The organism is Pelagicoccus albus, from assembly GCF_014230145.1.
GTDB classification, from domain to species: Bacteria; Verrucomicrobiota; Verrucomicrobiia; order Opitutales; family Opitutaceae; genus Pelagicoccus; species Pelagicoccus albus.
Map to the genome: position 1 here is coordinate 383,886 of NZ_JACHVC010000013.1, position 19,714 is coordinate 403,599.

Consider the following 19,714-nt stretch of genomic DNA (forward strand, 5'->3'; position numbering starts at 1 on the left):
AAGCCTGTCGCCAAAATTTATCGGCGGCAGATTTGCTTCAATATAGCGTAAAGCATTTCGAGCTTGGGCATCGCCACGCCTGCCGCCTCGGCCTGACGGAGCGGTTCGCCCCAAATGGCTTCCACTTCCACTGGTCGCCCTTCCACGTAGTCGATCATGCTGGATGGGCGATATGCTGTCATACCACGAGTAAGCTTGATCTGGTATTCAACAAATCCTTCCTGGAACTCGAAGCCTAAGGCCTCCGCTGCAGCTATAATCTCGCGCATCAAGCCACGGGCTTCTTCGCAAAGTGATTCTGACCCGACGATGACATCCGTCGTCACTCCACCCGCCGCTACAGCGAGCCCGTTAAACGGCACGTTCCAAACCAGCTTCTTCCATTGCACGAGTTGCAAGTTCGGCTCGAAACGAGTTTTTACCCCCGCTTCGCTGAATAGAGCGACGAGCTCCTTGGCTGCTTCACCGTTCTCGGCCTTTTCCGGGCCAATACTCACGGAGCCCGGCATAAAATTTTCTACTACGGCGGGAGCTGTCCGGTTTAGACAAACGAAACAGAGTCCCCCGAAAATTTGATTACGAGGGAAAAGTTCAGCGAGCAGCCGATCGTTCCCGAGACCGTTTTGCAGGGTGAGCAGCTTAGTTTCCTGACCGACTAGAGGAGGTAGAACATTCTCAAGAATCGAATTCGCAGTAGCTTTGATTGAGACGATCACCAAATCGCAGATGCCAATTTCTGAAGCCTCGCCACTTACCTGAACCTCCGACAAATGCAGCTCGCCGGTACCCGATACCACCCGGATGCCTGTTTTCTTGGCCTTCTCCAAGTCGCTGCGCATCAAAAATGCGACTTCCTGTCCAGCATTTTGCAGCAAAGCGCCATAATAAAGCCCTATAGCTCCCGAGCCTACTATTCCAATTTTCATAGTTGGACGGGACTCAAACGCGGACCAAGTGATCAAGCAAGTTCTGAGGCCCGCGATGCGCCCTTTGTTTTTTTACACAAGCAAAAAACTCCAATGTTCTTCACAAGTTATTCCACTGCCTTTTGGGAACCCTGTTTTTTACATTTGACATAAGGTGTTGACCTTACCTCGCGAAAACAAAGACAGGCAAAACTCCGCCTTTTTGCGTTACAAACTTGGTTACGATCGGGAGACGACAGATCGACATCCTACAAATGGCGAAACCCTGACGAACAAGCACGTTTGCAAAAGCAAGAGCTCCAAGACGATTTAATCAAACAAAAACTCACCTTAAGTCCCTTATAATCTTCAACTTACAAGATCATATTTTTGTTACACCCTAGTTACAAATATGACAGCTCGAGGGGACTGCCAAATTTCTACTAATCCGGGGTGGTTTTTACCCCAGATCCGAGCCCTGAAACCTTTTCCAAATCGTTTCAATGCCAAATTTGCGGGCTAGGTTCCGCCCTCTATTGCAAGAATGACGATTATCTCTCGTAAAATAGCCAAGATCATAGCTCTGGACCACTTGCTCCCAAGTTATTCACAACGGTTTTTTCGTTAAAAACCATTAAAACGTTCGTAAAAATCGAAGCGAGCTACCGCCAAAATTTCAGCCAAAATCAGCAGGCCATGGCGACAATACGAAGCGATTTGGGGCAAGCTTTTACGGTGAGTTTCTCACCGCAGCGGAAAATCTCCCCGTCTACATGAAAAAAACCGCCCGACTTCATGCTTAGCGTGAAGCTATCGGAGCATATGGGAGTAACGCGGGGACTGTAGTAGAGCTTCTTGCTGAACATACGCCAAATTAGGATGAAGAAGCTTAGGAAATTCGGCTCCGAAATGGCGACCAGGTTTAGCTTGCCGTCCGTCATCGACGCGTCCGGAGCAATGAAGGCATTGCTTCCGTATTGAGAAGAATTGGCGACCGCTACGATATAGGCATTGAGCGCCTTGGTTCCGCTCGACGTTTCGATACTGCAATTCAAGGAGCGATATCCGCGAAACGCTTTCCAGCCTTCCTTCATATAGTTGAGCAAGCCTCGACCCTCGGTTTCGTTGAACCGACGTCCAACTTCAGCATCGAAGCCTATGCCCATAACATTGAAAAACGGACGACCATCAGCCTCGCCAGTATCTACCTTGATCGCGCTTCCGGACGCTGCCAAACGCAGTGCCTTATTGAAGCCTAACGGGATTCCAATGTGACGGGCCAAACCGTTACCAGAGCCCATCGGCACGAGTCCAAATTCACAATTCGTACCGACAATCACTCGCCCGATTTCGTTGATCGTCCCATCCCCTCCGACTGCGACAATTCGCTTCGCTCCGGCCGCCAAAGCTTGTTTTGCAAGCTCGGGAGCATGGCCAGGGCGTTCCGTCGGCCACACCACGGCATCCAACTTTTCGGAGTCCGCAAAAGCCCGAACGAGGTCGACTCTTTGCGGGCCTTTTAAGCGCTTGCCGGATATGGGATTAACGATGAAGGCGAGTTCCATGGCGTAGTATCGATATCCTCAACACTCTTGTTCGGAAAAAAGCAATATCCGAGCGGAAGCTTTCGCTCAAACTAGCGATTTCAGAGACGCTTCGAAGGAATCCACTACGGATTCCCAACTAATGCCTTCCGCGGTCTTTCGGGCATTCTGTCTTAAATCGGCTAATTGTTCAGACTCCAGGGCTGCGAGCTCCAGAGTCTTTTCAATGAACTGGCAAGAGTCGCCCAAGCGAGCAACCACGCCGTTTTCTCCGTCCCTCACGTATTCTCTGCCCACTGCATAATCGTAGACGCAAACCGCTAACCCGGAGGCCATCGCTTCGGTTACCACATTACCGAAGGTTTCCGTTTCGCTCGCAAAAAGGAAGAGGTCACCAGATGCGTAGTGCCTGGCCAAGTCTTCCCCCTTTCTCATTCCAGCGAAACAAACGTCCGGATACTTGCGTTTCAAACGCTCAAGCTCAGGGCCATCTCCTACCAAAACCATGCGGTCAAGCGGGTGCTCTTTGCTTAAAGCCTGGAAAGCCTTCATCACCAAATCGATATTCTTCTCCTTGGCAATCCGACCTACGTAGACAACGGCTCGTCCGCCCTCTGGCACACCCCAGGTCTCTCGCAATTTCTCGTCTCTTTTGGTTGGGCAAAAAAGATCCGTATCCACCCCACGAGACAAAACGCCCGTATTTGCGTATCCGCATTGGGCCAGCTCCTCAGCCATCTGTCGCGTGGGAGCGAGGGTGCGGGCGCACTGGTTGTGGACTGTCTTGAGGTAAGACGACATTGCCCGTTGTACGAAACCAACGCTGTAGTGATCGCTATACTGATCAAAGTTAGTATGAAACGTGGAACAGACTGGAATTCCCAACAGTTTCGCAGCTGTCAATGCAGCCACCCCTAACGGTCCTTCGGTCGCGATATGGACGACGTCTGGCCGCTTTTCCTTCCACATCCGATGCAGGCTAAACCCCGCAGGTTCGCCCATCCGCAAACTGGAATAGCCGGGGATAGGCACCCCAGCCACGACAAACTCTTCAAATGGAGGTTTATCCGTTAACGAATCGACCTCCTCGTGTTCCTGCACCGGGCGGGTAACCTGCAGGTCCCACCCACGCGCTGCCAATCCATGACAGAGGCGCCCCAAAGTCATGGAAACTCCATTAACCTCGGGGGGAAAGGTTTCCGTGACGAGAGCCAATCTCACGGCGATAAGGATCAGCGAGTCCTTCCCTTGCCCTACTCGGCTACGGGAGGAACTGGCGGATTGGCCGGGACGACCTCTCCCGTTTCGGTCAAACGTTCTCCGGCTCGGATAACCTTCAACAATTCCACATCAAAAACCAAGGTGGAAGCGGGAGGAATTCCGGGGCGACCTTCGTCACCGTAACCAAGATCCGATGGAACGTAGAGTTTGATACGACCACCTTCACCGATCAAAGGCATGCCCTGCGACCAAGCGGGTATTACTTCGTCCAGATTGAAGGCAATCGGCCCTTTCTCTTCGGTGGAGTCGAATACCGTGTTGTCGAGAAAGCGACCTTCATAGCGAACCAAAACGCCATCGGAGGGGCCTGGCCTTTTGTCGTTCCCCTTTTCTTTAATTTCGTAGAACAGTCCGGTTCCGAGCGAAAGCATGCCGGGCGTTCCAAATAGCGAGTCGAAAAACTCTTCACCCTCACGTCGATTCTGCTCGAATTGACGGCTCATAATTTCTGCCTCTCGATTTGCAAAGTACTCTTGCAGAGCAAGCTGCGATTTACTCAAATCAGTCGGAGCATCCTCTCCGTCGACATGGCTAATCAAACCTTCCGCGACCCACTCAATCTCCTGTGGAGACAGTTCGAGCCCCTTTAAATTGAAACGCTCAGCCAACAGCCAACCCCAAGAGCGCAGCAGATCTTCCTCGGAGTACTCTGGTTCCTTGCCAACCATATCCTCCGGCAAATCGATCATGTCAGCCAATTGTCCAAAACAAGGCACGGAAATAGCGGCAAGAGCGGTTACTGCTAAAAATTTTCTCATAAAATATTAGACATCAATAATTTAAAAATTTCCCTCTGGAAAAGTACTTTGGGGCAATGCTTGCCAGTCCTACTGAATTGAGCCCTATTGTAAACCTCCAAAATCCGATACAGACGTACACCAAATATATGAACGAAGAATCCTTTTGGATCAGCGACGACGGGCTTATCACAACGATAAAGCAGGGCAAGGATGCATCCACCATCGATTTGACCATAACTTTTAAGCTTAGAGATGCTCAGGAAGTAGAATTTGTTTCAGAACGATTGGACAAAATCCAATTTAGCGAGAGAAGCTCGCTGGCTCGGGTCGGAATCGAAATCTATTCGCCTAGCCCCGCGCGGATAAATAAGGATAGGCTCATCCTTCAAGGAGTCGCCTTCGTCTACGATACCGACTTTCCCTGCGCGCCCTACGCCGAAAAACTGCTCGAACCCGGTACAGCCGCCGGCCGCGTCTTCTACGCTCCAGAAAGCAGCAAATTGAGCTCCGGAGAGATTTGGCAAGCCCTGCAAGAAAACCGTATCAAGCTTCCCAACACAACTTCGATCGACCGCTTCGGCCGAGTATTCCTGACGCCTCACAAAGTCCAATACACGTTGCCCAAAACGGTCACTGAACTCGATCATCTGAGACTCGTGAAGGGTCTCCTGCCCCGTACCTTTTTGGACAAGGTCCAGCAGCGCGAGGACCTCCCAGTGGTTTCTATCGATCCGCAATCCGGCATCCTAACCAGTTGCTCCATGTATCTCAAGGAACACTACGTCGTACTCAATCGAGGTGAAGGAAACTTCGGTCTGCATTCCGGAGCCGTCTTGCTGGACCCCGTTAAAACCTTCGGATCTGGAATCATTCTCGAAATATACAACCGCTCAGATCAGCCGGTTATCAATCCAGTCGTATCCATCGAAGTTTACAAAGCGCCACAAGCCGACCCCAATAAGGTAGCCGACCTGCGTGACAAACGCCTCGTATTCTTCACCAATCTCGACAAGATCTACCGTCAGCTCGACGATAAGCCCAAGCAATATTTCGAAAGACTTAAGACCACTACCGAGATTTCCTTGCGTGGTCAAAGCGCTCGAACCGAGAACCAGAGCATCCTCTTCGAATCGGAGAACTCGATTAAAGAAGAGCTAAAACGCGTTTCCGTAAACGGCCATTTCGGATTCCGAACAGTAAGCCAAGCCCTGCGGAAAGGGGACCCAGAAGCGAACACGCTAGTATTGGACTACTTCCCTAGCCTCGCTGAGCACATCGAAATCCTAGCCAATATCAGGAAGCTAAAAATCAAAAACCTAGTCTTCCGGAAGGCGACCCCGCTGCAAGAGTTTTTCCTATCCAACGACGCGCACAGCCGCCTCGAGACATACGATCAACTTGGGCTCAAAGTGTATTGGCATATACCTTCCCTCAATGATTTGTACCTGCATACTTACAAGAACGGACAAGGCTTTTTCATCCGAGAGGAGGAGGTGGACCGCTTCCTAGCCTGCACCATAATCGCCTTCTATGGATCCGCTCTCGAAATGGACGAGGAGCAGAAGCGCCGCATCAGCGAACTCGTAGTGCGCATGATCGATTTCTTCGGAAACAACGTCGGTATCCTCACCGGCGGCGGCGAGGGAGTAATGGGATTGGCGACCGATGTTGCTCAGCAAAAAGGCTGCCTAACGGGCGCAGCATTCCTCGAACTTGAAGCCCAACCTCCGAAAGTGGGTGTCAACTTTTTCAATACATTTCAGGAAACCAACCGCCACAATCGCCAAAAATGGTTCCAGGTAGCTGATTTCTGCATCTTCAATTTGGGAGGAGCTGGAACCATGGAAGAAATTGGCATCGAGCTCTGCAACATGAAACTCGGCATTCGTCCGCGTGTGCCGCTGGTCTTCTTCCACGACGAATATTGGTCAGACCTCGAGCTACAATTTGAGAAACTTGTATCCGATAATCGGATGCCTGCTTGGATGAACGACCACCTGCTCTTCTCTGGAAACCCTGACGAAATCATCAACTTCTACCGAAAGAGCCTTCAGATTCTCTAAAATCTTGAATTGCCGGGGCGCTAGGCGTCCCGGTCGCCCCAAGAGAGTTCACGCTTGGGCCAACATGCTAATCGCGTAACCCCCTCTTACGGAGCCACTCTACCAAAACGGTTAAGAGCTACTTCCGAAGCGTCACCGGAAAGGTATTCTTCCGGGAATATAAACAAGCCCGCGTCCCGCTTCCGTTCAATCGAGGCAATGATCTGTTGCTGCACTTCTAGGCGGCGTAGATCTCTGGCATCCATTTTTCCAGTACGGCGCGAACGCGGCATCTGACGCTGCCAAAAGGCTGAGTACTTGTTTAGATCGGCTCCTTGCGAGGCCAGTAGATAGAGGGCGATTAAATCGGCCTCGATTTGCAGTGCTCGCCGCTTGTTATTGCCCGTCGCGTTTCCGAAAATCCAGATTGTGGGGATCCCAGCTGTCAAAGCTGCTACGTCAGCCGTTTGACCGATCCAGAGGTTTTTGCGACGCTTCTCCGGATGACGCATCACGTTTTGAGCCAACGCATAAGCGCAGGTGTAGGCAAACTCAGTTGGATCCGACAAGTTTTTCACTCCGTTGAGACTTAACCAGATAACTTCTCCATCTGCTCGCACGTCGGACTGGGCATCTGGAGAAACAACGACAGTGTAATAGGCAGCCTTTTCAGGAATGACCTCCACCTCGAAGATTTGACCGCTCCGTTGGATCTTGAGCCGGTTCACTCTTCCGGGAACCAAATCCCTTTTGATCCTGCTTGAAGCGTAGCGAGCAGCCAAACTCCAGCGCGGAGTCTTGTCTCCATTGACTTCTAAAATCCGATCTCCCTCCATCAAGCCGGCAGCTTCGGCGACAGTGCCTGGGAAAACTTGGGAAATCGAAACGTATGGGCCAATTGAATACTGCCGAGCAGTGCCTCGAAGACGTTCCGGGTAATAGTGCTCTGCGGTAAAAACAGCTCCAATATCCCCAAAACTCTCAGAGAGTTGGTAGGTCCCCGCTTCTAGCATCATCGGCCGGAGCACATCCCAAGCGCGGATCTCAGCGTCTCGGATCCGATAGAGTTCCTGCAGCTTAGCGGCGTCTATTTTGCGGACCTGAGCAGCTTCCGCCTGTTCTTTTAGCGAGGCTTGAGTCGATTCACATCCCTGCAACAGAAAGGAAATCAGCAACAAGAAACAGGTTAACGAGCCAGATACCGGGAATCGTCTCAAGATTCGTTGACCTGATAAAAAGGGGACCATCAGAGAACGTAATAACGATTACCATTTCTCGTAATAATTACAAGAAACTATCTACTGAATTCGCTATTAAATCTTCATAGCAAGCCGGGGATGCACCGTCGTTTTTTGTCTGGATAAATCAAGATAGAGAGCCTGTCTTGGCTTGATGATTCCCTTTCCCCGAAGCGTCTCCTTTGTCGTATTGATCTGTTGCCACATTTGCCTTCTGGCCACAGAGGCTGCCGAGCCTTTGATCACCAATATTCAAGCCCGCGAACAAATATCTCTAAATGGCAAGTGGAGGTATCACGTCGATCAATACCAAACCGGAAGCGGTGGCTTCGTTCCTTATTCCCAAGACATAAAGCAGGAGTCTCCCAGCGATCGTGTAGAATACTCATTCGACGACGCAGATTCCATCTGGGTCCCCGGAGACTGGAATACGCAAAAGCCAAAACTCTACTATTTCGAAGGGACAATCTGGTACCGCAAAACCTTCCCAAGCCCAGCGACGTCTCCTGGCGTTAGGCAGTTCCTCTACTTCGACGCCGTCGCCCAAAGAGCGGAGGTCTTCCTGAATGGTGAAAAGCTGGGGGAACACGAAGGCGGATTTACGCCCTTCAATTTTGAGGTAAGCGGAAAACTAAAACCAACCGGCAATTCCCTAATCGTTGGCGTGAGCAACCGTCGCGAGGAAGACAAAATTCCCGGTATGGTAACGGATTGGTGGAATTATGGAGGCATTACTCGCGACGTCCGACTCGTGGAGGTTCCCGCCACTTTCATCCAAGACTACAGTGTGCAGCTAGCTCCAGACAACGATCAACAAATAGAGGTGACCGTCGAATTGGACAATGCCACGAATGGTCAAAGCGTTTCATTTGAAATCGCGGAGCTCGCCCTGAGCGAAACCGCAGAAGCCGACCAAGACGGAATCGCGCGATTCCTCATCTCGACTCCAGAACTGCAGCTTTGGAATCCAGAAAATCCAAAACGCTACAGTGTATCCATAGAATCAGGTCAGGACAAAATTGAAGAGCAGATCGGTTTTCGCCGCATCCAAACCAGCGGCACGAAGCTGGTTCTCAACGGGGAAGAGATATTCCTGCGAGGGGCTTGTCTGCACGAGGAAAACCCCATCCGAGGCGGACGGGCCTACTCTGAAGAAGACGCTCGCCTCCTGCTGGGCTGGGCCAAGGAGATGAATTGCAATTTCGTACGCCTCGCCCACTACCCGCACAATGAGCATATGGCTCGCGTAGCGGACGAGATGGGAATCCTTCTATGGGAGGAGCTTCCACTCTACTGGGGGATCGATTGGAAAAACGAGAACACGCTTGGTTTCGCTAAACAGCAATTTTCCGAACTCATCCGTCGCGATAAAAACCGAGCCAGCGTCATCGTCTGGTCCATTGCCAATGAGACGGGCGATAATCCGGACCGAAACCACTTTTTGCGCGAAGTAGCTTCCCACGTCCGATCCATTGACAACACTCGCCTACTCAGCGCCGCGCTGAAAAAATTCGCCGACCACATTGGCGAACGCCACGACCATTACATCGTCAACGACCCGATCGCCGAGATTCTGGACATTGTTAGCCTCAACGACTACGTCGGCTGGTACCAAGGCCTTCCCGATTCCTGCGAACGCAAAAGCTACGAAATCGCTTTCGAGAAGCCGGTCGTCATAAGCGAATTCGGAGGAGGCGCCTTGCAAGGATTTCATGGCGAAAAGGAAACTCGCTGGACTGAGGAGTATCAACTTTGGCTCTACGAGGAAAACCTGAAGATGTTCGAAAAGGTGGAAAAAATCCGCGGCCTGTGCCCTTGGATCCTGGTGGATTTCCGCTCCCCGCTTCGTCAACTTCCACACATCCAAGATGAATGGAACCGCAAAGGGCTCATCTCCGAATCGGGAGAGAAGAAGGCAGCCTTTTTCGAAATGCAGCGTTACTACGAATCCAAGAAATAGGAGAAGTCCCTCGGTCCAAAATCGAGAGCAAGTATTCGGACGTTGACTTTCTACGCCACCGACCAGACTCGCTTTCCTCTTAAATCGTTAAAGCGAACCCTCAAATCATGGCTGATTCTTCCAAACTATCTTTCCTCATCGTCGGTTCCGGCGGACGCGAACACGCTCTCGCCAACGCATGCGTCAACAGTCCTCTGGTGAGCCGCACCATCGTTGCCCCGGGAAATCCAGGGATCGCTTCTCAATGCGAATGCGTCGACATCGCGGCCGACGACATTGAAGGATTGGCGAAACTTGCAGCCGATCAAGAGATCAACTTCGTGGTGGTGGGTCCTGAAGTTCCGCTCACATTGGGCTTGGTAGACAAGCTACAGGAAAAAGGAATCCTCGCCTATGGACCCAGAGCGGACGGCGCTCGCCTCGAAGGTTCCAAGAACTTCACCAAGGAAGTACTTCTCAAAAACAAGATACCTACCGGAGCGGCCGCTAGTTTCACCGAGTCAGCTGCCGCCATAGACTACCTGCAAACGGCATCCATGCCGATCGTGTTGAAAGCGGACGGATTAGCGGCCGGCAAGGGGGTCATCATCGCTCAAGATTTGGAGGAGGCGACCCAGACGGTAAAAGACATGATCGACGGAGCAGCATTTGGCGAAGCCTCCAAAGAGGTCTTGATCGAAGAGTGCCTCTTCGGCGAGGAGACTTCCATTCACGTGATCGTTTCGGGCGAAGACTATGTGATTCTCCCCACCAGCCAAGACCACAAACAGGCCTACGAGGGTGACGTTGGTCCCAACACAGGAGGCATGGGAGCCTACTCGCCGGCTGATTTGATTAGCGACGAATTGATGGCGGAGATTGAGCGAGACATCGTGATTCCATCGGTCAAAGGCATCGCCGCCGAGGGCATCGACTTCCGTGGCACGCTATTCATCGGCCTGATGATTACCAAATCTGGCCCCAAGGTTCTCGAATTCAATACGCGCTTCGGCGATCCAGAAACTCAGGTTCTGCTGACTCGCCTCAAGACCGATCCAGTTCAAATCATGCTGGCAGCCGCAAAAGGCGAACTAGCCGAACTCAAAGTGGAAGTGAAAGATGAGTACGCCATGGTTGTTGTCTTGGCGAGCGACGGTTATCCCGGAAGCTACCCCAAAGGCGAAGTGATCGACTTCCCTGCAGAAGTCGGAGAAAACGAGATCGTGTTTCACGCCGGCACCAAGTTCGACTCCGAGAAAAACGTCGTCACAAATGGTGGCCGCGTCCTTGGTGTCACCGCTTTAGGACCAGACCTAAAGAATGCCGCTGAAAAAGCTTACGCCCTCTGCGACAAAATCAGCTTCAAATCCAAATACCTTCGCCGCGACATCGGTTTCAAGGAACTGAAACGTCAGGATTAGGAGGGATGCCTTCAAAAGGAGGCTCAAAAGATATTCTAATCAAAAGCGGCCTGCTAGGTCGCTTTTTTTCGAGTTATACGGCAGCTCGGACTAGCTTAGCTTCTTTACTTTTCTCATGAAATAAGCTACCTTCAGGAGTAGCCATGAAGAAGAAATTAGCAGGTAGGTCACTGCTGTTTTCCGTGGCGGCTCTTGCCCTATCGGCCTGTAGCGACCAAAGACAAGAACCAGCCCCCGAAACGGCGGTAGTGGATGAAGTAAGGACCGAAAAGGAAGCCAAAGAGCGTTTCCTCTCGGGTATAAACTGGGAAACGCATCCCGAAGCTCGAGCCACACTCTATCGGGACTTGCTCAACAAGAACGACGCAGTCGGTGAATTGAACTCGGACTCTGTCCATCATTCGATGCAGTACGAGTGGTTTACCCTGATCGACTACGAGCCAGGAGCATATTTTCGCCACCCGGTCGCTTACGCGTTCTTAAGCTACCTCGAACCGGAGCTCAGCATGACTTCGGCTCGTCATTTACCGACCGTCAACTATCAGCCAGCATGGCCCAACGTGGCAGCCCTTCTCGCTGATGAACATATTTTCTATGCGGAGAGCTGGCTGGATACGGCGACCACTCGCAGTCCCGAATCAATTGTGAAATATCAAGCGAGTGATTGGCCGCCTCGCATGATGGCAGACCAATGCAAAAACGAACGGCGCGCCTACGCGGTTCTCATACACAATCTCGAGGATCTAGAGAGCAGTCCTGAGACAGTCGCAAACCTTGAGATGATGTCCGAAGCCTTGAGAGCAAATGGCTACAGTGTACATCAGTTTGTGCAAGATCCAGCGACCGGAGAGCAGGTGGATTTCTTGAACCTAGCATCCCCTCGAGGAGCAGGCATCAGACGTTTGATGAACATCGTGAACATTCACGTCGACCTAAATGACTGCTGCGAACAGCTCATCGTATACATCACCGGAGAGACAACGCTCTCGAAAACTGGATACAGAGAGGAAGTGGCCCTAGACCTGCCCTTCCCTTACGAAGGCACAGACAGATCGAGAGATGCGGAGAAGAAATTCTACCCCGAGGATCTCGCAACCTTCTTATCTAACCTCAGAACCTGTCACTTGAATATCATTGTAGATACTAACAACGCAGCATGCTTCGCCGATGATCTTTTGAAGATCCCAAACACCGAAAGCGTGCTTACCGCGTGCGAGGAAAATGAATACACCTATTCAAGCGCCGTCGAAAAACTCTCCGACACCTTCCAGGACCCCTTCGGCCTGGACCAAGGCGAGCAAGGTAGCGAGTTTACCAGCAGCGTGGCAAAAGCTCTATTTGTTTCGGCTGCTTCCCACAAAGACGGAGACGCGCCTCCATCCGCAGCGTTGCTGCTAAAAGACGCGTTCGAATCGGTTAAGCTCTATGACTTAGGCTTTCTTGGAAATACAACGAACCCGCAACTTCAAGGGCGAACAATGGACTCGGACTGTCCCTGCGGCATAGACCTAAAGGAAGACAAATTCTGATATGGCCAATCACGGCTTAGCCCAAAAGCAGTGAAGGAGCTTTCCGATTTCGGTTAGCTCCTTTTGTTTTGCTTCGATTATAAACCTAGACGGTCGCCTCCGGCTTCGCCTTGCTCAGCAGCTGCTCTGCTACCTTAACCCAACCTTTCGGTCCTACTCCGTTGACTCGCTCAATTCGTCGGCCAGATAAGCCAGCCCAAGATCCGTTGGGTCGCTTCACTAAGTGCGGCCAATCGACGTTCTCGAGCAGCTCCTGATCGTTTTCACTGTCACCAAGGCCAAAGGAAATAAGAGGCTCGCTTGATTGAGCCTTCCACAGTTCTCCGAACTTACGGATAGCAGCGCCTTTGTCAGACTGGCTATCAATCACTGTATGAAAACGTCCACCGGGCAGACACTTTAGGCCTTCGTATTCAAAAGCTGAATCCAAACTTTCCCAGACATCTTGCGGCAGCTTGGCAGAAAGCGTTTCACTATATTCCCGATTTTGAGCGCGTCGAGCGGAACCAATGTCCAAACCAGTTACACTCGCGATGTCCTCAGTCATCATGGAGCTAAAGCCATGGAGCGACTCCCCAAACTTGCACTCAACGCGGCGGAGACGTTGTCTAATTTCCGCCGCGGGTTTTCCGAGTACGATGCGTTGCCAGCCATCCACAACATCAAAATCGACGAACTCCGGATTCCAGAATCCGGGAGGAGCGATGATAGCGCTGCCGTTTTCAACAATACACGGCATCTCTATATCGATCTCTTCCTGGAGAACCCTTTGCTCGGCAAAAGTTTTGGATGAGCAAAAGATTACAAGGTAGCCGAGCTTGATGAGTCGATGTACGTACGGGCGAGCAAGCTCGCTCGAGTAGTTGTCGAAGTCGATGAGAGTACCATCCAAGTCGGTGAATATAGCTATCATGCTAGTCTGTGAGGCGGGGGGCATAATTATAAATCGAATAGCTTCAATTGATTTAAACGAGCGAGAGAGACTCTGTATTGCTTGCGAATGCCGCTTCGCAATGCTCGAGGAACACATCCAAATTCAGGTTGTTCAGATTGCTGTAGATCTTGACTGGAGCAATTGGTTCCGCCTCAGCTAAATTCATTCTCTTAGCTCGATCTTCCGCTATTTCCCGCTTCAGAAGTTCGGGACAAAGCGGCGAGTTATAGATAACGGAAAGCGAAGCGTCGATCATGTCTTCGACGTGTTCATCTCCCTTAGATTCGTGCAAATGCGGATTGCGCGACTCAATCTGGCAGATAGTCACTTTATCCCTTTGATCTACATTATCTTTCGGCGGCAATACACCTCCCCAGCTTTCTATGATGTTAACGAAGTGGTGCGTCTCTACCGCGTAACCTGCTGCGTATTCAATGTTCAACGCCAAGTCTACAGTGAGAGCGTGTTCTCCAGCATTGCCGGTTTTGACCACTTCAGTCTCGTATCCACTGAAATAAGACAACAGAAGATTGAGCGTCTTGTTAGAATGTACCGAACTGCGACCCCACTTCGCGAAGAACAGAGAGTTCTCCATGACCTTGGGCTTGGAGTTCCAAGAAATGCGGACGAAGGTGCTATCGGTGTCGAACATTTCAAAGCCCGCAGCATACTCTTGCACATATTCGTGCACCGCTCCCGGGAAGTAATTGTCGCTATCGACAAAACCGATGTACTTGTTGTTCAACCAACGGGCCAGCAGCGTACCCATGATCATACCTTCCGCCTTACCGGAACGAACCAAACCGTCATCGCCAAGAAGCTCGCCATAACCGGCGAGCTCAATTGCTTTTGCTAGTGCTGCGTCTTTCTGGTGGACTACGGTGACTCGCTTATTGGTGAACTTGCAGAAATTGGTAATCGCTTCCTTTTCGATTTGGAAACGGTCCACTGGGCCACGCGGGCTATTGGAAACAACGATGATCTGACACGGATGAGGGATCCCCACGAGGACCCCTTCTATAAGCTTCAACCGTTCGTTTTTCACCGGCACCACGATCGCCATGTTCTTTTGGCGTTCGTACAATGCCTCGGACGGGATGCTTCGGATTACGTTGTTGTGGGTATTGTTCTCCTTGCCGAAGTTGCCTCCGCTATCGAGTTCGTAAACTTTTTGGAGGCCATAAATTTGTACGCCGCCTAGACGGTCGCAGTCTCTGGGTATTTCTATCTTCATATTATCAGCTCTCGGGTCGCGCTCATTAGTGAGCAAAATCGTAAAGTGCACCCTCAAGAGCAGGCCTAATGCCAAATGCATCTAGCCCGCTCTTCCGGAACTGAATTTACAACAATTAGGAACTAAGCAGCTAGGTGGCCCATAACACCGATAATCTCCGCTAATGACCTACCGCGAAGGTCGTCGGATTTAGCAAAAAATCAGGCTTTGCGACGCATTTCGATATGCTCGATTCCGGCCTCCTGGTAAGGCTTTCCCATGGCCACAAAGCCCAAACGTCTGTAAAATTCCGCGGCATGGGTTTGAGCCGAAAGGATCAATTCCGGCATATTGGCGTCCTGCCCCATCTGCATAAGCCTCTGCATCAAGGCGAGCCCCACCTTTTTGCCGCGCCACTCTTTGAGAACGGCCAAACGGCCTATGTGGCCATCTGGAAGGAGGCGGCCTGTACCCACGGGCAGGCCTTCCGCCAGAGCCAAAACGTGACGCGATTTGTCATCCCATGCGTCCATTTCGATTTCCGCCGGCACCTTTTGCTCGTCTACAAATACCGTGAAACGGACCGAGCGAATTTGCTCCCGCCACTTTGCAAAATCTACCTCTTCAATTTCTAATTCCGTCGCCATAATTATCAGGGGTGGATGAAAGCTCCGTTTTTCAAAAAGGCCAGCGTGTTGGCCTGAGCTTCGCCGTTGGACATGACGAATGTATGCGTGGCTGGGACGATTTTGAAGTCAGCCTGCCCCTCCAATTCCATGTGCGAAACAGCGACCTTCCCGTCATTTTCACCAGGAAGCAGTCGTGACAAAATCGGATCAAACGTTCGATTGCCAGCTAGCACGCCAACTTCAAAATTCGCCTTTCCCAAGGTTTCCGGCAAACCAAGGGGGCCCGTGACGAGCTGACGTCCCGCAGGACCATTCAACCAGCCGAAAAGCCTCCAACCGCCAAGACGGTCCACGATCTGGCTCCCCTTGTTCGGAGGACATAACATTACGGCCCTACCCAGATTCGGCATCGGTTCATCGCGTTGCATCACCCTCAAAAGGATTCCTCCCATGGAGTGAGTCACGAAGTGCAGTAGCCGTCGCCCGCCGCACTGATCTCGGATGGCTGACCTCACTTGCCCGGCCAATTTCTCGACGGGCGCCTTGGTCGAAGGGTACGAAAGGCAAAGCGTGTTAAACCCATGCCTCTCTAGATATTTCGCCATTGGTCGCATGGACCGGGAAGTTCTCGCCAAGCCGTGCAGCAGCACAACCAAAGGCTCACGTTCGTCGATCACCGGCTTAGAAATAATTAAACGTCAGAAAAACGTCCTTATAGTCGCCGTACAGGTCGACTATGCTTTGCGGCCAAGGAGCAAATGGAGAGGATCGCTGAATTGCCTCCCGGCACAGATAGATACCCGCTGCTTTGGCGGTGGTGCCTTCTAGGATTTCGATATCCAAGACTGCTCCGTCGTTGCCCAGGCGAAACCTCACCTTGACCACGCTCTTATCTAGTTCCGCCGCGCTGCGATTGGCCAAATCGTTCCAATAGAGAGAAATCGTCTCGAAAAGTCGGTCCGCGTACTCGCCGAGTTCGGAAGAACGGGAATCGGCCGAAACAACCCCAATATTGGAGACTCCAAGGTTTGAGTTACGCACTGGAGAGGTAACGACTCTCGGCAACTGGGGGCGAGGACGGGGCGATGGAACTCCCTCCGCGGTGTGAATGGCTTCCAAAGTCGGCTGCGCCGCGACACTGGGCGAAACTTGCGGGCTTTTTTCCACCGTCTGCTCCGTTTCTTCGCCCTCCTCTTCTTCACCTTCGAACAAGTCGGTCACGTTAGTCGGAGCCTCTTCCATCTTGTCGTACTTATGCTCGGCAATCCCCGATTCGTCTTCTGCATCCTCTTGAGAGCCAAACAATGGGATCTCCTTTTTCAGGGGCATACCACTGGCATCCAAGGCTTGAATCAAAGGCTGGTTTGTTGAGGGTGGCTGAACCGGCCTCGGCTGCTCCTGAGTTTCTTGCTCTTGCGCCTCTGGCGCCGGCGGCGGCGCTACCAAAGGCTCCACAAGGCTACCGGTGAGAAACTCGTCCGTCTCGATAATGTCGTCAGATTCCGTGGCTGGCTCGTTATCCGGATCGATCTCCTCAGGAGCCTCCTCGTTGGCAGCCTGCTGGTCTCGAGCTCCGAAGCGATTTGTCTCGTCGGGTTCGTTTTCGGGAACATCAGGATTTGTTTTGGTGTAGACCGGCTCCGGTTCCTGAGCTTCCGGAGCTTCGAGCTCGATGCTGAATTCTTGATACGGATCGGATGATTCAGGAATCGGCCCTGGCTCGAAAAAACCCGACGAAAAAAGCAAATAAAGCCAGATGTGCCCGAGAAAAGTCCCAAGCACCCCGACTGTGATTTGCCGCTTGGAGTAACCTCCAGCGCTGAGCCATCCGCGATCGCCTTGCTTATTCTTTCGAGAAGGCGGTTTTTGGGAGGGTTCAGGAGCGGCCAAGGACATTAGAGGAAAAACTTAGAGCAAGCTATGACGCTGCAGAAGGGCCTTTGTTTCATCCAATGGCAGCCCCATTATATTTGAGTGAGATCCCTTGAAGGATTCGATGATCAAATCCGTGCCCTCTTGGATTCCGTAGCCGCCGGCTTTATCGAGAGGATTCACGATTTTCAGGTACTCGTCTATAATACCGTCGTCCAAGGGCTTGAAGGTAACCTCGCTTCTCGCTCCATCCACCACTTCGATTTTCCTGTCACGGCAAACAAGAGCAAAGCCGGTGTACACCACATGCGTTCGGCCACCGAGCTTGAGAAGCATCTGCTTGGCGTCCGCCAGGTCGACTGGCTTCACGAGAACGCGACCATCGAGGTGCACCGTCGTATCTGAGCCCAAAACGTATCTATCAGGATGGCGATCGGCGATCCAAGTCGCTTTGAGCAGGGCGTTTTGACGCACCATCCCTTCCGGATCTCCATGCCCTTCTTCGAACTCCTCAACATCCGCCGGCAATATATCGAAGCTCGCCCCGATCCGCTCTAGCAGCTCTTTGCGGCGAGGCGATTGCGACGCCAATATAAACTTTGCTAACCCCATTGCCTAAATGTCTTCCGACTAGCCGCCGCGACAGCAACCCAGAAACTGTCTATCCATAAGTTTTCGCTGAATCCGTCTCGATGGGCTGCCACGATTTCAGCCACAGCTCGAATCTGCTCAATTCTCGCGCTTGCCCTTTACGCCACGCCTGTTTCAGTCTCTCGACTTTCGGAAATGAAGATCGGACTTGCTCAAATTAACACCACCGTTGGCGACCTAGCCGGAAACCAGAAGCTTATTCTCGAGGCCTACCAGTCGCTCGTCGCCTCTGGAGCTGAGCTCGTCGTCTTTCCAGAACTTGCCGTTTGCGGCTACCCGCCACGCGACCTTCTCTTCAAACGACGTTTCGTGCCGGACCAACACGAAAGCCTGGAAGCTATCGCCCAACAAATCGGAGACGCTCCCGCAGTAATCGGCTTCGTTGAGGCTAACCCCTCCGCCTCCGGTCGCGATTTCTACAACGCTGCCGCATTTTGCTACCAAGGCAAAGTCCAGCAAATCGGGCGCAAATGCCTGCTCCCTACCTACGATGTATTTGACGAAGACCGCTACTTCCACCCGTCAGACCTACCGTTGGTCTTCGATTGGAATGACAAGAAAATCGGTATCACCATCTGCGAGGACATCTGGGGCAACACCGACATTTCCCGCGAACGCTACCCGCACGCCCCCGTCGAATACCTGAAGGAGCAAAATCTCGACCTCCACATCAACCTCTCCGCCAGCCCATGGCATTGGGGCGGAAAAGGCGAACAACGCGAAGGTCTGGTCTCCGCAGCTTCCAAAGCCTGCCAATGCCCCACTGTCTACGTCAACGCAGTTGGTGGAAACGACGAGCTGATTTTCGATGGACGCAGCATGGTATCCGATTCCTCGGGACAAATCATTGCTGGCTTGGCCGCCTTTGCAGCAGACCAAAAAATCGTGGATCTCGATTGCGAAGAGATTTCGCTAGCTTCTTCATTTCGCCAAGATCTGATGCCAAACATCGAAGAAGCCTTGGTTCTGGGACTACGCGACTACGTTCATAAATCCGGCTTCAAAAAAGCCCTGATCGGACTTTCGGGCGGCATCGACTCCGCCGTAGTTGCGGCGATTGCAGCCAAGGCTCTTGGACCAGAAAATGTTACCGGCATTTCCCTGCCCTCTGCCATTTCTAGCGACCACTCCAAAAGCGACGCTAAAGACTTGGCAGATTTCTTGGGGATCAATTTCCACACCGTAGCGATCGCTGATATCGTGTCTGCGGCAGAAGATACGCTCTCCCCGCTGACCACGGGATACGGCCGTGATGTAACTGAAGAAAACATACAAGCCCGAGCTCGCGGTTTACTACTGATGGCTTTGTCCAACAAACTCGGAGCCCTCCTTCTCACGACCGGCAACAAATCCGAACTCGCGGTAGGATATTGCACCCTATACGGCGACATGTGTGGGGGACTGGCTGTTATTAGCGACCTCCCCAAAACGAAGGTTTTCGAACTAGCCCGCTACATGAATCGCGATAAGCCAACCATCCCGGTCAACACCATAGAGAAGCCGCCAAGCGCCGAACTTCGTCCGGATCAGAAAGACGAGGACAGCCTGCCACCTTACGACATCCTCGACGGCATACTAGAAGGCTACGTCGAAAAAGGATATTCCTCCTGCCAGCTAATCGAGATGGGATACGATAAAGACGTAGTGAAAGACATGATACGCAAAGTGGATCTCAATGAATACAAGAGAAAGCAGGCAGCCCCCGGTCTAAAACTTACTCCACTCGCATTCGGAGTCGGTCGCCGTATCCCGATCGTCCAACGCTACGTCTCGTAA

General features: G+C 51.9%; 16 protein-coding genes. 5 read left to right on the forward strand and 11 right to left on the reverse strand.

The window, feature by feature from the left end:
- Nucleotides 1–17: 17 nt before the first annotated feature.
- From H5P27_RS16950 to H5P27_RS16965, 4 genes are all read right to left on the reverse strand, one after another.
- Nucleotides 18–926 (reverse strand): 2-dehydropantoate 2-reductase, encoded by a 909-nt coding sequence (locus H5P27_RS16950; RefSeq protein WP_185661611.1) that lies wholly within the window; start codon nt 924–926, stop codon nt 18–20.
- Between the two features lie 665 nt (nt 927–1,591).
- Entirely contained in the window at nt 1,592–2,470 is an 879-nt protein-coding gene (locus tag H5P27_RS16955) for a diacylglycerol/lipid kinase family protein (protein WP_185661612.1), read from the reverse strand.
- Nucleotides 2,471–2,536: 66 nt separating this feature from the next.
- Nucleotides 2,537–3,670, reverse strand: a complete 1,134-nt coding sequence (locus H5P27_RS16960; protein ID WP_185661613.1) for a glycosyltransferase — start codon at nt 3,668–3,670, stop codon at nt 2,537–2,539.
- 32 nt (nt 3,671–3,702) lie between these two features.
- Nucleotides 3,703–4,488, reverse strand: coding sequence for an FKBP-type peptidyl-prolyl cis-trans isomerase (locus H5P27_RS16965; protein WP_185661614.1), 786 nt, complete (start codon nt 4,486–4,488; stop codon nt 3,703–3,705).
- Between the two features lie 128 nt (nt 4,489–4,616).
- Between H5P27_RS16965 and H5P27_RS16970 the strand changes: the two genes are divergently transcribed.
- Nucleotides 4,617–6,533, forward strand: coding sequence for an LOG family protein (locus H5P27_RS16970; protein ID WP_185661615.1), 1,917 nt, complete (start codon nt 4,617–4,619; stop codon nt 6,531–6,533).
- Nucleotides 6,534–6,619: 86 nt separating this feature from the next.
- Here the strand turns inward: H5P27_RS16970 and H5P27_RS16975 are convergent, their stop codons facing one another.
- A complete protein-coding gene (locus tag H5P27_RS16975) occupies nt 6,620–7,687 on the reverse strand; it encodes a M48 family metallopeptidase (RefSeq protein ID WP_185661616.1) in 1,068 nt (355 codons plus the stop codon).
- 217 nt (nt 7,688–7,904) lie between these two features.
- On the opposite strand from H5P27_RS16975, the gene H5P27_RS16980 reads away from it, so the two are divergent.
- From H5P27_RS16980 to H5P27_RS16990, 3 genes are all read left to right on the forward strand, one after another.
- Nucleotides 7,905–9,710: a glycoside hydrolase family 2 protein gene (locus H5P27_RS16980; protein WP_185661617.1), complete on the forward strand. Its 1,806-nt coding sequence runs from the start codon at nt 7,905–7,907 to the stop codon at nt 9,708–9,710.
- 107 nt (nt 9,711–9,817) lie between these two features.
- The gene (gene purD, locus H5P27_RS16985) at nt 9,818–11,110 is read left to right on the forward strand and encodes a phosphoribosylamine--glycine ligase (protein ID WP_185661618.1); all 1,293 of its coding nucleotides are present in this window, start codon (nt 9,818–9,820) and stop codon (nt 11,108–11,110) included.
- Between the two features lie 143 nt (nt 11,111–11,253).
- Nucleotides 11,254–12,639 carry a hypothetical protein gene (locus H5P27_RS16990; RefSeq protein ID WP_185661619.1) on the forward strand — a complete coding sequence of 462 codons (1,386 nt, stop codon included), beginning with the start codon at nt 11,254–11,256 and terminating at the stop codon, nt 12,637–12,639.
- Between the two features lie 85 nt (nt 12,640–12,724).
- Here the strand turns inward: H5P27_RS16990 and H5P27_RS16995 are convergent, their stop codons facing one another.
- The 6 genes from H5P27_RS16995 to H5P27_RS17020 all read right to left on the reverse strand — a co-directional run bounded on the left by H5P27_RS16995 (nt 12,725) and on the right by H5P27_RS17020 (nt 17,899).
- Nucleotides 12,725–13,576, reverse strand: a complete 852-nt coding sequence (locus H5P27_RS16995) for an HAD-IIB family hydrolase (RefSeq protein WP_185661620.1) — start codon at nt 13,574–13,576, stop codon at nt 12,725–12,727.
- A gap of 28 nt (nt 13,577–13,604) precedes the next feature.
- Nucleotides 13,605–14,807 (reverse strand): mannosyl-3-phosphoglycerate synthase, encoded by a 1,203-nt coding sequence (mpgS, locus tag H5P27_RS17000; protein WP_185661621.1) that lies wholly within the window; start codon nt 14,805–14,807, stop codon nt 13,605–13,607.
- 200 nt (nt 14,808–15,007) lie between these two features.
- Entirely contained in the window at nt 15,008–15,433 is a 426-nt protein-coding gene (locus tag H5P27_RS17005; RefSeq protein ID WP_185661622.1) for a GNAT family N-acetyltransferase, read from the reverse strand.
- Nucleotides 15,434–15,438: 5 nt separating this feature from the next.
- Complete coding sequence (locus tag H5P27_RS17010; RefSeq protein WP_221774772.1) at nt 15,439–16,092, reverse strand: alpha/beta fold hydrolase; 654 nt, start codon at nt 16,090–16,092, stop codon at nt 15,439–15,441.
- Nucleotides 16,093–16,096: 4 nt separating this feature from the next.
- Entirely contained in the window at nt 16,097–17,311 is a 1,215-nt protein-coding gene (locus tag H5P27_RS17015; protein WP_185661623.1) for a hypothetical protein, read from the reverse strand.
- Nucleotides 17,312–17,323: 12 nt separating this feature from the next.
- Nucleotides 17,324–17,899: a Maf family protein gene (locus H5P27_RS17020; protein WP_185661624.1), complete on the reverse strand. Its 576-nt coding sequence runs from the start codon at nt 17,897–17,899 to the stop codon at nt 17,324–17,326.
- A 174-nt stretch (nt 17,900–18,073) separates the two neighbouring features.
- On the opposite strand from H5P27_RS17020, the gene H5P27_RS17025 reads away from it, so the two are divergent.
- Nucleotides 18,074–19,714 (forward strand): NAD+ synthase, encoded by a 1,641-nt coding sequence (locus tag H5P27_RS17025; protein ID WP_185661625.1) that lies wholly within the window; start codon nt 18,074–18,076, stop codon nt 19,712–19,714.

Coding starts and splice junctions, on each gene's coding strand:
- H5P27_RS16950 (WP_185661611.1), bottom strand. CDS start 926: ATGAAAATTGGAATAGTAGGCTCGGGAGCTATAGGGCTTTATTATGGC.
- H5P27_RS16955 (WP_185661612.1), bottom strand. CDS start 2,470: ATGGAACTCGCCTTCATCGTTAATCCCATATCCGGCAAGCGCTTAAAA.
- H5P27_RS16965 (WP_185661614.1), bottom strand. CDS start 4,488: ATGAGAAAATTTTTAGCAGTAACCGCTCTTGCCGCTATTTCCGTGCCT.
- H5P27_RS16970 (WP_185661615.1), top strand. CDS start 4,617: ATGAACGAAGAATCCTTTTGGATCAGCGACGACGGGCTTATCACAACG.
- H5P27_RS16980 (WP_185661617.1), top strand. CDS start 7,905: ATGATTCCCTTTCCCCGAAGCGTCTCCTTTGTCGTATTGATCTGTTGC.
- purD (WP_185661618.1), top strand. CDS start 9,818: ATGGCTGATTCTTCCAAACTATCTTTCCTCATCGTCGGTTCCGGCGGA.
- H5P27_RS16990 (WP_185661619.1), top strand. CDS start 11,254: ATGAAGAAGAAATTAGCAGGTAGGTCACTGCTGTTTTCCGTGGCGGCT.
- H5P27_RS16995 (WP_185661620.1), bottom strand. CDS start 13,576: ATGCCCCCCGCCTCACAGACTAGCATGATAGCTATATTCACCGACTTG.
- mpgS (WP_185661621.1), bottom strand. CDS start 14,807: ATGAAGATAGAAATACCCAGAGACTGCGACCGTCTAGGCGGCGTACAA.
- H5P27_RS17005 (WP_185661622.1), bottom strand. CDS start 15,433: ATGGCGACGGAATTAGAAATTGAAGAGGTAGATTTTGCAAAGTGGCGG.
- H5P27_RS17015 (WP_185661623.1), bottom strand. CDS start 17,311: ATGTCCTTGGCCGCTCCTGAACCCTCCCAAAAACCGCCTTCTCGAAAG.
- H5P27_RS17020 (WP_185661624.1), bottom strand. CDS start 17,899: ATGGGGTTAGCAAAGTTTATATTGGCGTCGCAATCGCCTCGCCGCAAA.
- H5P27_RS17025 (WP_185661625.1), top strand. CDS start 18,074: ATGAAGATCGGACTTGCTCAAATTAACACCACCGTTGGCGACCTAGCC.